This is a genomic window from Halomonas nitroreducens (assembly GCF_003966155.1).
Lineage (GTDB): Bacteria > Pseudomonadota > Gammaproteobacteria > Pseudomonadales > Halomonadaceae > Halomonas > Halomonas nitroreducens.
On the sequence record NZ_RXNS01000022.1, the window covers coordinates 56,778 to 70,427 of the forward strand.

The following is a 13,650-nucleotide window of genomic DNA, read 5'->3' on the forward strand; positions in this document are numbered from 1 at the left end:
CAACGATGGCCCGTGACGCTATAGCGGTCCTCACGCCTTTTCAACTACGGTAAATTGGTATGACCAAAATTGCGTGCCATCTCGCGAAAGCCGGCGCGGCCGTGACATCTTGCGGAACCCGCTGTTTCGACGGTAAGCGCAAGCCTTGACTAGAAAAAAAAACCGCCTTGAGATCCTGGGTCGGTGGCGTTGCGGCAGGGCGGGGGCAAACCGTGCTGCGACCAATGGATAACCTTCAGCGGCGGGGCGCGGGGCCTTAGCGAGAGCGGAGAGGAGCAGGTCGCCGCACCGTCCGGCCGGGGCCGACACCCTCCCCCGGGGACACCAACCACCGGTCGGTGCCAGCGGTGCGCCTTGAGCGAGGGTCCTGCCAAGCTGGCTGAATCTCATTGAGAGCATCTCCCCACATCCGTCGAGACCGGAATCGACAGCTTCAGCCTAGGAGCGCCGGGGCGCTATTGAAACGGGCGTCTCATCGCGCAGATTCAACGCAAGGATGAGTGCCACCAAGGGGTTGCACAATGTGACCAATGTCGCGGGTGGCGCCGGGATCCGGCGCCCTCCCCTGGCCTCATGCCCACGGCATCGCGCCACGCCTTGCCGTCGACTCGATGCCCGCCCTCCTGGATGGCACCTCGGGATGACAATCCCGCGTCGGCACGTGGTGCAGCTGCAGGCCGGGGCACCAGCTGATAGTATTCTCGCCTGCACTCTCGTCGCATTCAGCCGGTTCACGCCCGCTACCGGAAGGAGTCATTCCTTTGTCCAACCCCGCCAGCCCCCGGCCGTCTTCCCTCGCGCGGCGCCTGTCGCTGCGCTTTAACGCCTGGAGCGCCCTGACCATCGGCATCGCCCTGGTCGTGGCCCTGCCGGTGCTGGTGGTCCTGGCCCACATCGCCATGCCGGCCGGCGGCATCTGGCAACACCTGGCCAGCACGGTGCTCGGGCGCTATCTTGCCAACACCCTGTTCCTGGTGGTCACGGTGGGCATCGGCACCTTCGCGATCGGCACCGGCACGGCCTGGCTGGTGGTGATGTGCCGCTTTCCCGGGCGCAAGCTGTTCGAGTGGGCGCTGCTGCTTCCCCTGGCGGTGCCGACCTACGTGATCGCCTATGCCTACACCGACTTCCTGCAGTATGCCGGCCCCCTGCAGAGCTGGCTGCGCGAGACCTTCGAGTGGGGGCGCGGCGACTACTTCTTTCCCGACGTGCGCTCCCTGGGCGGCGCCGCGACACTGATCACGCTGGTGCTCTACCCCTATGTCTACATGCTGGCCCGGGCGGCGTTCCTGGAGCAGTCGGTGTGCGTGCTGGACGTGGGCCGTACCCTGGGCCGCGGCCCCTGGCGGCTGTTCACCAGCGTGGCGATCCCGCTGGCGCGCCCGGCGATCGTCGGCGGCGTATCACTGGCCCTGATGGAGACCCTCAACGAGTTCGGGGCCGTGCAGTACTTCGGCGTCGACACCTTCACCACCGGCATCTACCGCACCTGGTTCGGCATGGGCGAACAGGTCGCCGCCGCCCAGCTGGCGGCCTGCCTGCTGGCCTTCGTGATCGTCTTCGTGCTGCTGGAACGCTGGTCCCGGGGCAAGCGGCGCTACTTCCACACCTCGAGCCGCTACCAGCAGCTCCCCGAGTTCCGGCTCCGCGGCTGGCGGGGCCTGGCGGCCTGCCTGGCCTGCCTGGCGCCAGTGATGGTGGGCTTCTTGATCCCCAGCGGCCTGCTGGGCTTTCTCTCGGTGCGCGGGGGGGATTCGCTGTTCGGTGCCCAGTTCCTGGAGTTCGCCGGCAACAGCCTGCTGCTGGCCGCGCTGGCCGCGCTGGTCGCCGTGGGGCTGGCCCTGGTGCTGAGCTACGGGGCGCGCCTGCATCCGGGACCCGTGACCCGCACCGCCACCCGCGTCGCCGCCATGGGCTACGCCGTGCCGGGCTCGGTGGTGGCCGTGGGCATCCTGATTCCCTTCGCCTGGCTGGACGACACCATCAACGGCCTGCTGCGCGAGCACTACGGGGTGATCGCCGGGCTGATCTTCAGCGGCTCGGCCTTTATCCTGATCTATGCCTACGTGGTGCGCTTCCTGGCGGTGTCCTTCAATGCCCTGGAGGCGAGCCTCGGCAAGGTGACGCCGAGCATGGACGCGGCGGCCCGCACCCTGGGTCAGACCGCCGGCGGCACCCTGCGCCGGGTGCACACCCCGATCATGCGCGGCAGCCTGCTGGCCGCCGGCATCCTGGTCTTCGTCGACGTGATGAAGGAGCTGCCGGCGACCATCATCCTGCGCCCCTTCGACTTCGACACCCTGGCGGTGCGCGCCCACAACCTGGCCGCGGACGAGCGCCTCGCCGAGGCCTCCACCGCCTCACTGACCATCGTGGCCGTAGGCATAATCCCGGTGATCTTCCTCAGCCTCGCCATGCGCGGCTCCCGCCCCGGCAGCCGTGCCCGGGTCGGCCGGAAAGACGAAGACCTGTGACGGATCCAGCCGGATCGTGACCGGCTGCCCCTCGTCGGGCAGGAAGACGCCGGGCACCCGGGCATGCAGGTGGGACTCCCGACCGCCGCCGGCGTGGGCGCAGATATGCAGCAGGCTGGTGCGCCCCAGCAGCTTGGCCATGATCACATGGCTGTGGTGATCGGCCGGGGGCTCGTCGAGGGCCACCACCCGCAGGGCCTCGGGGCGGATCATCACCCGCACCCGCGCCCCTTCCGGCAGCCCGGGCACCATGACCTCCCCCACGGGGGTGTCCACGCGTCCCTGGCCCACCACGCCCTCCAACTCGTTGACCTCGCCGAAGAAGGTGACCACGAAGGGGTCCACCGGGGCGCAGTAGAGCTCCCGCGGCGTGCCCATCTGGACGATATGGCCATCGCGCATCAGGGCGATGCGGTCGGCCATGAACATCGCCTCTTCCGGGTCGTGGGTCACCAGCAGCGCCCCGGACCCGACCTTCTTCAGCACATGCAGGGTGTCGTCGCGGATACGGTCACGCAGCCGCGCATCGAGGCTCGAGAAGGGCTCGTCCAGCAGCATCAGCTGCGGCGCCGGGGCCAGCGCCCGGGCCAGGGCCACGCGCTGCTGCTGGCCGCCCGACAGGGTGTGCGGGTAGCTCTCCGCATAACGGCCCATGCCCAGCTGGTCGAGCAGTTCCATGGCACGCCGGCGGCGCTGGCGGCCCGGCAGGGACCCCAGGCCGAAGGTGACGTTCTCCAGCACGCTGAGATGGGGAAACAGCGCCGAGTCCTGGAAGGCCAGCCCCACGTTGCGCTTCTCCGGCGGCACATGACTGCGGTCGGGCCGGCCGATCGCCTGGCCGTTGAGGTCCACCCGGCCCTGCTGGAGGACCTCGAGGCCGGCGACGATGCGCAGCAGCGTGGTCTTGCCACAGCCCGACGGCCCGAGCAGGCAGACGACCTCGCCCTGACACACCTCCAGGCCGACATCCTCCACGGCCAGGTGATGCCCGTAGGCGTGTCGGATATTGTGCATGGCGAGCACCGGGGCCGGGCCCGGCACGACGTGTCCCGCGGTGGACAGCGACGGTTGGCTGGTCATAGGCACAGTCGGATCGGCCGAGTGGAAAAGTGGGCGTACATGGTAACGCGAAAGCTTCGTAAATACGTTGCAATTTTCCTCGCCGGGCTGAACGGCAGCCGGTATTGACCCAGATCAGCCCCACCCCATCGCCGCAGTTGACGCCGTCCGGGCCAGGCGCTTCAATGGCTCAGAATAATGTAACGCATTCTCATTCTAGATTGCATCCCGACCACTCGCCCATGAGGTTCTCGATGACCCAGCAACGCCGTCTCGTCCTGCCGCTCACCGCCCTGCTGGCCGGCGCGGCCTTCGCCACCCAGGCATCGGCCGACGAAGTGAACATCTACTCGGCACGCCACTACGACTCCGACCAGGCACTCTACGACGCCTTCACCGAGGAGACCGGCATCGAGGTCAACATCCTGGAGGGTGACTCCGACCAGCTCATCCAGCGCATCAAGCGCGAGGGCCAGGCCAGCCCGGCCGACGTGATGATGACCGTGGATGCCGGTCGCCTGTGGCGCGCCGAGCAGGAGGACATCTTCGCGGAGGTCGAATCCGAGGTGCTGGCCGAGCGCCTGCCCGAGGCCATGCGTCACCCCGAGGGCAAGTGGTTCGGCTTCAGCCAGCGCGTGCGGGCCATCTTCTACAATCCCGAGGCCATCGGCGCCGACGAGATCGCCAGCTACGAGGACCTCGCCGCTCCGCGCTTCGAGGACGAGGTCTGCATCCGCTCCTCGAACAACATCTACAACCAGTCCCTGCTGGCCTCGATGATCGCGCACCACGGCGAGGCAGGCGCCGAGGAGTGGGCCCAGGGGGTGGTCGACAACTTCGCGCGCCAGCCCGAGGGCGGCGATACCGACCAGATCCTCGGCGTGGCCAGCGGCGAGTGCGACCTGGCCGTGGCCAACCACTACTACTACGTGCGCCTGCTGAAGTCCGACAACGCGGGCGACCGTGAGGCCGCCGAGAAGGTCCAGATCCTGTTCCCGAACCAGGACGACCGCGGTGCCCATGTCAACATCGGCGGCGCCGGCATGGTCAAGGGCGCGCCCCACCCGGACAACGCCGTGCGCTTCCTCGAGTTCCTGGCCTCCGACCAGGCCCAGGAGATCTTCGCCGCCGGCAACCACGAGTTCCCGGTCGTCGACGGGGTGGAGATCGACGAGGTCCTGGCCTCCTGGGGCGACTTCAAGACCGACGATCTGAACGTCAGCGTGCTGGGCGAGAACAACCCCCAGGCGGTGCGGATCTTCGATCGCGTCGGCTGGCGGTAAGACGCCACCGAGGCGTCGCCAACCCTCAAGCAGCGAGGACCAGAGGCCCGCGGCACTGCCGCGGGCCTTGTCGTTGCCGGGGACGGTTCAGTGCGCCTCGTCCCAGTTGGCGCCGCTCTCGGCCTCGACGATCAGCGCCACGTCGAGCTCGGCGGCGGCCTGCATATGGCCCTTCACCTGCTCGATGAAGGAGGCCACCTCGCTGTCCTTGACCTCGAAGACCAGCTCGTCGTGGACCTGCATGACCATCATGGCATCGATGGTCTCGCGCTCCAGCCAGCCGTCGACGTCGATCATGGCGCGCTTGATGATGTCCGCCGCGGTGCCCTGCATGGGGGCGTTGATGGCCGTGCGCTCGGCGCCCTGGCGGCGCGCCCGGTTCTGGGAGTGGATCTCCGGCAGGTAGAGGCGCCGACCGAAGACCGTCTCCACGTAGCCGTCCTCGGCGGCCTGTGAACGGATACGCTCCATGTAACGGGCCACGCCGGGGTAGCGGTCGAAATAGCGGTCGATATAGGTCTGGGCCTGGTTGCGGTCGATATGCAGCTGGCGGCCCAGCCCCCAGGCACTCATGCCGTAGATCAGCCCGAAGTTGATCGCCTTGGCGCTGCGGCGCTGTTCGCCGGAGACCTTGGACAGCGCCACGCCGAACACCTCGGCGGCGGTGGCGGCATGGATATCGCGGCCCTCGGCGAAGGCCTCGAGCAGCCCCTTGTCGCCGGAGAGGTGTGCCATGATGCGCAGCTCGATCTGCGAGTAGTCGGCGGCGACGATACGATAGCCCGGCCGCGCCACGAAGGCCTGGCGGATCTTGCGGCCCTCTTCCGTTCGGATCGGGATGTTCTGCAGGTTGGGGTCGGAGGAGGACAGCCGCCCGGTGGCGGTGACCGCCTGATGGTAGCTGGTGTGGACCCGCCCGGTGGCCTTGTTGACCAGCTTGGGCAGCTTGTCGGTGTAGGTGGAGCGCAGCTTGGAGAGCCCGCGATGCTCCATGATCACCTTGGGCAACGGATAGTCCAGGGCCAGCTCCTCGAGCACTGCCTCGGCGGTGGACGGCGCCCCCTTGGGGGTCTTCTTGATCACCGGGATCTGCTGTTCCTCGAAGAGGATCTGGCCGAGTTGCTTGGGCGAGCCGAGGTTGAACTCGCGCCCGGCGAGCTCATAGGCCTTCTCCTCCAGCTCGCCGATGCGCTTGCCGAGCTCGCGGCTCTGGGTATGCAGGCGCTCGACGTCCAGCGCCACCCCGCCACGCTCCATGCGCGACAGCACCCGGATCAGCGGCCGCTCGAGGGTGTCGAGCACCTCGGCCAGGCGCCCCTCGGCCTCGACCCGGGGGCGCAGCTCGTGGTGCAGGCGCAGGGTGATGTCGACGTCCTCGCAGGCATAGGGCGCGGCCTGCTCCAGGGCGATCTGGTTGAAGGTCAGCTGCTTGGCGCCCTTGCCGGCGATGTCCTCGAAGCTCACCGTCTTCTCGCCCAGGTACTTGAGCGCCAGCGAGTCCATGTCGTGGCGGGTGGCGGTGGAGTCGAGCACGTAGGACTCGAGCATGGTGTCGTCCAGCGAGCCAGCCACCTCGTAGCCATGCCGCCCCAGCACCGAGATGTCGTACTTGAGGTTCTGGCCGACCTTGGCCTTGCCGGCATCGGCCCACAGCGGCCGCAGCGCCTCGAGCACCGCCCGGCGGTCGAGCTGCGCCGGAGCGTCCAGGTAGTCGTGGGCCAGCGGGATATAGGCAGCCTCCCCCGGTTCGAGGGCCAACCCCACGCCGACGATCTCGGCGTCCATGTAGTCGAGGCTGGTGGTCTCCAGGTCGAAGCAGAAGGCCTCGGCGTCCTCGAGCCGCGCCAGCCAGTCGTCCAGCTGGGCCTGCTCGAGGATCACCGCGTCGCGGCGGGCCGCGCTGCCGTGGGCCTTCCCGGTTGCCGCCTCGCCGTCGGGGGCGGCTGTGCCGCCCGCCACGTCGTCGACGCCCTCGTCACTGCCCTCCAGCAGCTCCGACAGCCAGGCCCGGAACTCCAGCCGCCGGTAGAGCTCGAGCAGCGCCTCCCGGTCCGGGTGGGCGATGTCCAGGTCGTCGAGCCCCACCGGCAGGTCGCAGTCGGTCTTGATGGTGGCGAGCTTGTAGGACAGGAAGGCCTGGTCGCGGTGTTCCTCGAGCTTCTTGGGCAGCGTCTTGGCACCGCGAAAGCCCAGGGTCTTGACCTTCTCCAGGTCGGCATAGACGGTCTCGAGGCCGCCCTCCATGCCCTGCAGCAGGCCCAGGGCGGTCTTCTCGCCGACGCCCTGCACGCCGGGAATGTTGTCGACCTTGTCGCCCATCAGCGCCAGGAAGTCGATGACCCGCGCCGGCGGCAGGCCGAACTTCTCCTTCACCCCGGCCACGTCCAGGGTCTCGTCCTTCATGGTGTTGACCAGGGTGATGTGCTCGTTGACCAGCTGAGCCATGTCCTTGTCGCCGGTGGAGATCACCGCGTCCCGGCCAGCCTCGGTGGCCCGCCGGGCCAGGGTGCCGATGACGTCGTCGGCCTCCACGCCCTCGATGCACAGCAGCGGCAGTCCGAGCGCCTTCACGCACTCGTGGAGCGGCGCGACCTGGGAACGCAGGTCGTCCGGCATGGGCGGCCGGTGCGCCTTGTACTGCTCGAAGAGCTCATCGCGAAAGGTCTTGCCCGGCGCATCGAAGACCACCGCCATGGGGCTGTCGGGGTAGTCCTTGATCAGCCGCTTGAGCATGTTGAGCACGCCCTTGATGGCGCCGGTGGGCTGGCCGTCCGAGGTGGTCAGGGGCGGCAGGGCATGGAAGGCGCGGTACAGATAGGAGGAACCGTCGACGAGTACGATGGGGGTGTCGGCCATGTATCGGCATCCCTTGAGGTCTGGGCGGAAGTCAATGTCGGGGCTGAAAGCCTGATCCGGGTCACCCATGATACGCATTGGCGACGGCGTTTGCCGCGCCGAGGTAGGCCTCGTCCCGCCAAGCACTTACACTGGGGATACATCCCGTGGCCCAGGAGGACCCATGATGCCCATCCCTCGCCTGCTGTCTGCGCTGCTGGTCGGCGCCTGCCTGACCGCTGCCACGGCACCGGTGCTGGCCCAGTCCAGCGGCGACGTCGAGCCCGACATCACCATCCGCCAGGAGGAGGACCGCACCATCCGCGAGTACCGGGTCAACGGCGCGCTGTATGCCATCGAGATCCGGCCCTCGGCGGGCCCTTCCTACTACCTGGTCGACCACGACGGCGACGGCAACTTCGAGCGCCAGCAAGGGGATCGCATCGCCGTGCCCCAGTGGGTGATCAAGCGCTTCTGACCTCGCCGCCCGGGGCCTCGTCGCCGGCCGGCGGGCCCCGGTCCAACCGGTTCGTGCATCGCGGCGACAAGCCGCTACAATAGGCGGCTTGGCATTCCCGGGCGAGAGACACATGGCCGTATTCACACCGCTTACCGACTCCCAGGTCGCGGATTTCCTGAGCCGCTTCGATGCCGGCTCGCTGGTTTCCCTCGAGGGCGTGCCCGCCGGCACCGAGAACAGCACCTTCTTCGTCACCACTGACCGTCGCGAGCTGGTGCTGACCCTGTTCGAGCAGGGCGAGCACGAGGAGCTGCCGTTCTTCGTCGAGCTGCTCGACTACCTGGACGAGCACCGCCTGCCGGTGCCGGGGCCGCTCCACGACCGTGACGGCGTCGCCCTGCATAGCCTGGCCGACAAGCCGGCGCTGCTGTTCCCGCGGTTGCCCGGCAAGCACCCCCGCGACCCGAATCTGGCCCAGTGCCGGGCGCTCGGCGACGCCCTGGGGCGCATGCATCGGGTGTCGCAGCACTTCCCCGGCAATCGGCCCAATCCCCGCGACCTGCACTGGCTGCTGCCGATGCACCACAAGGTCCTGGTCTACCTCTCGCCGGAGGACCAGACCCTGATGAAGGACGAGGTGGAGATCTACCAGGGCTTCTTCGACGAGGCCCCCGAGCTGCCTCAGGGCGCGATCCATGGCGACCTGTTCCGCGACAATACCCTGTTCGACGGCGACCGCCTGGGCGGGCTGATCGACTTCTACAACGGCTGCACCGGTGACCTGCTGTTCGACCTGGCCATCGTCATCAACGACTGGGCCACCGAGCCCGATGGCCGCCTCGACCCGGCACGCTACGACGCCATCCTCGGCGCCTACCAGGCCCGCCGCCCGCTGGTGCCGGCCGAGCGGGATGCCTGGGCGATGATGCTGCGGATGACGGCGCTGCGCTACTGGCTGTCCCGGCTGCTGGTGGTCTACGTGGACCCGCCGGCCCACGACCTCACCCCCCACGACCCGGAGCAGTTCCGCACCGTGCTGCTGCGGCGCCTCGAGGAAGGCGCCCTGCCGCTGCCCGAGGCCCGGCCATGAGCCTGGCGATGGGCAGCGCCGCGGGCCCCGCGCACCGCGCACGGCACACCTGGAACATCGACCAGTGGGGCAGCGGCTACTTCGACGTGGACGACGACGGCCTGGCCCTGGTGCGCCCGCTCGGCGGCGAGACCGACGGCCCCTCGCTGCCGCTCGCCCCGCTGATTGCCCGGCTGCGCCAGGCCGGCCTGCGCCTGCCGGTGCTGATCCGCTTCACCGACATCCTGCATGACCGGGTCGAGCAGCTGTGTGCCGCCTTCGACGGCGCCATGGGCGAGGAAGGCTTCACGGGGGGCTACACCGCGGTCTACCCGATCAAGGTCAACCAGCAGCGCCGGGTGGTCGAGGAAATCCTGGCCACCCAGGAACGCGGCCGCGGCCGGGTCGGCCTCGAGGCCGGCAGCAAGCCTGAGCTGCTGGCGGTGCTGGCGCTGTCCGGCGACGGCCCCTCGCTGATCGTCTGCAACGGCTACAAGGACCGCGAGTACATCCGCCTGGCGCTGATGGGCGAGAAGCTCGGCCACCGCGTCTACCTGGTGGTGGAGAAGCTCTCCGAGCTGCCGTTGATCCTCGAGGAGGCCGGCCGGCTCGGCGTCACGCCACGGATCGGCCTGCGCGCCCGGCTGGCGTCGGTGGGCAAGGGCAAGTGGCAGAATACCGGCGGCGAGAAGTCCAAGTTCGGCCTCACCGCCGGGCAGATCCAGGCCGTGGTGGCCCGGCTCGTGGAGGCCGACGCCCTGGCCAGCCTGCAGCTGGTGCACTTCCACCTCGGCTCGCAGATCGCCAACATCCGCGACATCCAGCGCGGCCTGCGCGAGTGCGCACGCTTCTACCAGAGCCTGCTGGCCCTGGGCGCGCCGGTGGATACCGTGGACGTGGGCGGCGGGCTCGGCATCGACTACGAGGGCACCCGCTCGCGCAGCTTCTGCTCGATCAACTACTCGATGCGCGAATACGCCCGCAACGTGGTCGCGGCCTTCGCCCAGGTGTGCGAGGGCGAGGGCCTGCCCCATCCCCACCTGATCAGCGAGTCCGGCCGGGCCCTGACCGCCCACCACGCCGTGCTGGTCACCAACGTGATCGGCGAGGAGCGCGTCGACACCCAGCCGCCGCCGCCCCGGATCGAGAGTGACCCCCAGGTCGACGAGCTGTGGCGGGTCCACGACGAGCTTAGGGCCATGCATGACCCGCGGGGCCTGGTCGAGGCCTGGCACGACCTGGTCCAGGCCATCGGCGAGCTGCAGGACCGCTTCGTCATGGGCCTGGCCGGCCTCGCGGCCCGCGCCGAGGGCGAAGGGGTCTATGCCGCCGCCTGTGCGCGGCTGCGCGAGCGCCTCGACCCGCGCAACCGCGCCCACCGCGAGATCCACGACGAGCTGGCCGAGAAACTGGCCGACAAGCTGTTCGTCAACTTCTCGCTGTTCCAGTCGGTGCCCGACGTCTGGGGCATCGACCAGATCTTCCCGGTGCTGCCGCTGGCCGGCCTGGACCGCGAGCCCTCGCGACGGGCGGTGATTCAGGACATCACCTGCGACAGCGACGGGCGCATCGACGGCTACGTGGACGGCCAGGGGGTTGAGGCCACGCTGCCGCTGCCGGAGTGGCGGGAGGGCGAGGAACGCCTGATGGGCTTCTTCCTGGTGGGCGCCTACCAGGAGATCCTCGGCGACCTGCACAACCTGTTCGGCGACACCGACTCGGTGGACGCCGCCCTCGACGCGGCCGGCGAGTGGCGCTTCGACCACGTGCGCCGCGGCGACCGGGTCGCCGACGTGCTGGGCTATGTGGACTTCGATGCCGAGGTGCTGCGCACCCGACTGGCCGAGCAGCTCGCCGCCAGCGGCCTGGCCGCCGACGACCAGGCGCGCTTCCTCGACGACCTCTCCGACGGCCTGGAAGGCTACACCTACCTGGAGTGAGGGCGCGCCCACGGCCGACCCGACAGGGCCCCGCCGGCGCTGCCGGCGGGGCCCTTGTCAAGTGGGGACGTCCCGGTCAGTCCATGACGCGGGTGGTCACCACCATGCCGTCGATCAGCTCCAGGCGCAGCTCGGCGCCCCGCGGCAGCTTGCCGACCCCGGCAGGCGTGCCGGTGAGCACCACGTCACCCGGCTCGAGGGTGAAGTGGCGGCTCATTTCGGCGACCAGTTCCGGCACCGGGAACAGCATATCCGCGCCCCGGCCATGCTGGCGGGCCTCGCCGTCCACCGTCAGGGTGAACTCCAGGCCGCTCCAGTTGGGCATCGCCTCGAGGGGCAGGAACGCCGACAGCGGGCAGGCGCCATCGAAGGCCTTGGCCACCTCCCAGGGCTGGCCCTTCTCCTTGAGCACCGCCTGGATGTCGCGCAGGGTCAGATCGAGGGCCAGGCCGATCCCGACGATGGCGCGCTCCGCCTCCTCGGCGGAGGCATGGGTCAGCGGCTGGCCGATCAGCAGCGCCAGCTCGGTCTCGTAATGCACATCGCCCCGCTCGAAGGGCGCCGTGATGGGGGCCTCGAGGCTCACGGCGCTGGTGGCCGGCTTGATGAACAGCAACGGCTGGTTGGGCACCGGGTTGTTCAGCTCCCGGGCATGCTCGGCGTAGTTGCGGCCGACGCAGACGATCTTGCCCAACGGCTCCGGGAAGGCCTGACCATCGGTGAAGCGGGGGACGAAGCGCATGCCTCTCGACTCCTTGTTCGGGGATACCCGCGGACGACTGCGGGAGTTCCCAGTCTACTCCCCCCCGCGGGTCCGCGTCAGGCGTCCGCCGACCAGTCCTCGCCGGGCGCGTGAGCCAGGAAGCGAGGGCGACGCTTGCTCGCCGCATAGGGCTCGACGCAACGGTTGTCGCGTCGGTTGTAGACGAAGAAGACGTTGCTGCGCGGGTCCGGCGACATGTTGGCATTGGAGCCGTGCAGGGTGTTGCAATCGAACAGCAGCAGGCCGCCGGCGGCCCCGGTGGGCGCTTCGATGCCATGCCGGTCGATCAGCCGGCGCAGGGCCTCGCGGCTCGGCACGCCGAACTCCTGGGTCTTCAGCGACTGCTTGTGGTGGTCCTCCGGAGTCTCGCCGAGGCAGGGCACGAACACCCGATGGGAGCCGGGCACCAGCATCAGCGGGCCATTGAAGGTGTGGTTGTCGGTCAGCACGATGGAGGCGCTCACCGCATGCATGGCCGGCATGCCGTCCTCGGCGTGCCAGGTCTCGAAGTCGGAATGCCAGTTGAAGCCCTTGCCCTCGAAGCCGGGCTTGTAGTTGATGCGGGACTGATGGACATAGGGCTCGCCGCCGAGGATCTGCCGGGCACGGCCCACCAGCCGCTCGTCGTGGGCCAGGCGACCGAACAGCCGCGACAGGAAGTGCACGGCGAACAGCGAGCGGATCTCGTTGCCCTGGGGCTCGGTGATGCTGAAGTCACGGCCCCGGAAGTCGTCGCGGTCCAGCAGGGCGGACAGCTCCCGACGCAATGCATCGAGCTCCTCGCCGTCGAGGAAGTCCGGTTCGAAGAGGAAACCGCGGCGCTCGAAGGCGTCGAGCTGCTCGGCGCTGAGCGGCCCCTCCCGGTCGCGCCCCTTGACCACCGGCTCCTGGCGGTTGAGCCAGGGCAGGTCGAGGGGCTCGGCGAGACGGGTCGGGTAGGGATCCTCCCCGGGCAGCGGCGCACTGCGTACCCGACTCTGGGGATCCGGGGCATCGACGACGGTATGGGATTTCGCCTGTTCCAGCGGTCGGTTGGACGATGTCTGCACTGACATCCAATCACCTCCTGGGGTTGTGATCAGTTTCAGATTCGATCTCGCATCCGACGGCGGTCAGCCGCGCGGCGGGGTCCGGAGTGGACCAGCGATGGAGATGTGGTGACGCTCGGGCGGGGTTTCAAGGCCCTGCCCCTGGGGAGGGTCGCGGCTGCGAGGGGCCACGGGACGCGGCGCAGCGCACAAACTGCATGCCAGGGCGTCGCTGAACAGCCGGGTCAGGTTGCGGTAATGCCCTCCCGGTCGAGGCCAGCGTGATCAATACGCGGCCCTGAGGCATACCGCGCTCGTCGTCGTGCGCCATCGCTCGGGGCCCTGCGGATGCTGGTCTGGGTGTCGAAGGATAGCCGGGCGGCTGCCTCGACTAGCTGTGTAAACCCACCAGGTTGTTCACGGAAAGGCCCAGCCGACTAACCGGAGGCTGATGATTCAGGCTGGCATGGGGCCGCTAGCGGCGAATGCCCCCTGGGTCGCCGGTATCGCGACCATCAGCGAGAGACTCGATAGCATCGCGCACGGATGGCATGACGAACTCCGAAGATGCTGATGTCGTTTTCGATCAGCGCCAGGCCATAGGGCGCATATGAACAAGGCACGGCCGACGCCGTGCCCTTTGTGCGTGTGCCGAACGCCTCGATCAGTCGTCGGCATCCTCCAGCAACTGCTCGGCTTCGGCCAGCAGGTTCTCCACGGTGAAGCCGAAGTACTTGAA

The 13,650-nt window shown here is 68.8% G+C and carries 9 protein-coding genes; 5 read left to right on the top strand and 4 right to left on the bottom strand.

Annotation, left to right across the window (positions count from 1 at the left end; all coding sequences use genetic code 11):
• Positions 1 to 761 precede the first annotated feature (761 nt).
• Positions 762 to 2,474: an ABC transporter permease gene (locus EKG36_RS18535; RefSeq protein ID WP_425459612.1), complete on the top strand. Its 1,713-nt coding sequence runs from the start codon at positions 762 to 764 to the stop codon at positions 2,472 to 2,474.
• Here the strand turns inward: EKG36_RS18535 and EKG36_RS18540 are convergent.
• On the bottom strand, positions 2,361 to 3,554 hold the full coding sequence (locus EKG36_RS18540) for an ABC transporter ATP-binding protein (protein ID WP_126486706.1): 1,194 nt from the start codon (positions 3,552 to 3,554) through the stop codon (positions 2,361 to 2,363). The two genes, EKG36_RS18535 and EKG36_RS18540, sit on opposite strands and share 114 nt — an antisense overlap.
• A gap of 233 nt (positions 3,555 to 3,787) precedes the next feature.
• On the opposite strand from EKG36_RS18540, the gene EKG36_RS18545 reads away from it, so the two are divergent.
• Entirely contained in the window at positions 3,788 to 4,816 is a 1,029-nt protein-coding gene (locus tag EKG36_RS18545) for a Fe(3+) ABC transporter substrate-binding protein (protein ID WP_126486707.1), read from the top strand.
• An 87-nt stretch (positions 4,817 to 4,903) separates the two neighbouring features.
• Here the strand turns inward: EKG36_RS18545 and polA are convergent, their stop codons facing one another.
• Entirely contained in the window at positions 4,904 to 7,672 is a 2,769-nt protein-coding gene (gene polA, locus EKG36_RS18550) for a DNA polymerase I (RefSeq protein ID WP_126486709.1), read from the bottom strand.
• A 163-nt stretch (positions 7,673 to 7,835) separates the two neighbouring features.
• Here polA and EKG36_RS18555 point away from each other — a divergent pair, with 163 nt between their 5' ends.
• From EKG36_RS18555 to speA, 3 genes are all read left to right on the top strand, one after another.
• The gene (locus EKG36_RS18555; protein ID WP_126486710.1) at positions 7,836 to 8,129 is read left to right on the top strand and encodes a DUF2782 domain-containing protein; all 294 of its coding nucleotides are present in this window, start codon (positions 7,836 to 7,838) and stop codon (positions 8,127 to 8,129) included.
• A 112-nt stretch (positions 8,130 to 8,241) separates the two neighbouring features.
• Positions 8,242 to 9,201 carry a homoserine kinase gene (locus EKG36_RS18560; protein WP_126486711.1) on the top strand — a complete coding sequence of 320 codons (960 nt, stop codon included), beginning with the start codon at positions 8,242 to 8,244 and terminating at the stop codon, positions 9,199 to 9,201.
• Positions 9,198 to 11,120, top strand: coding sequence for a biosynthetic arginine decarboxylase (gene speA, locus EKG36_RS18565; RefSeq protein ID WP_185827613.1), 1,923 nt, complete (start codon positions 9,198 to 9,200; stop codon positions 11,118 to 11,120). The genes EKG36_RS18560 and speA overlap by 4 nt, the downstream gene beginning before the upstream one ends.
• A 76-nt stretch (positions 11,121 to 11,196) precedes the next feature.
• On the opposite strand, the gene EKG36_RS18570 is transcribed toward speA, so the two are convergent.
• The gene (locus EKG36_RS18570; RefSeq protein WP_126486712.1) at positions 11,197 to 11,862 is read right to left on the bottom strand and encodes a fumarylacetoacetate hydrolase family protein; all 666 of its coding nucleotides are present in this window, start codon (positions 11,860 to 11,862) and stop codon (positions 11,197 to 11,199) included.
• 77 nt (positions 11,863 to 11,939) lie between these two features.
• On the bottom strand, positions 11,940 to 12,938 hold the full coding sequence (gene thpD / locus EKG36_RS18575) for an ectoine hydroxylase (protein ID WP_126486714.1): 999 nt from the start codon (positions 12,936 to 12,938) through the stop codon (positions 11,940 to 11,942).
• Positions 12,939 to 13,650: the final 712 nt, after the last annotated feature.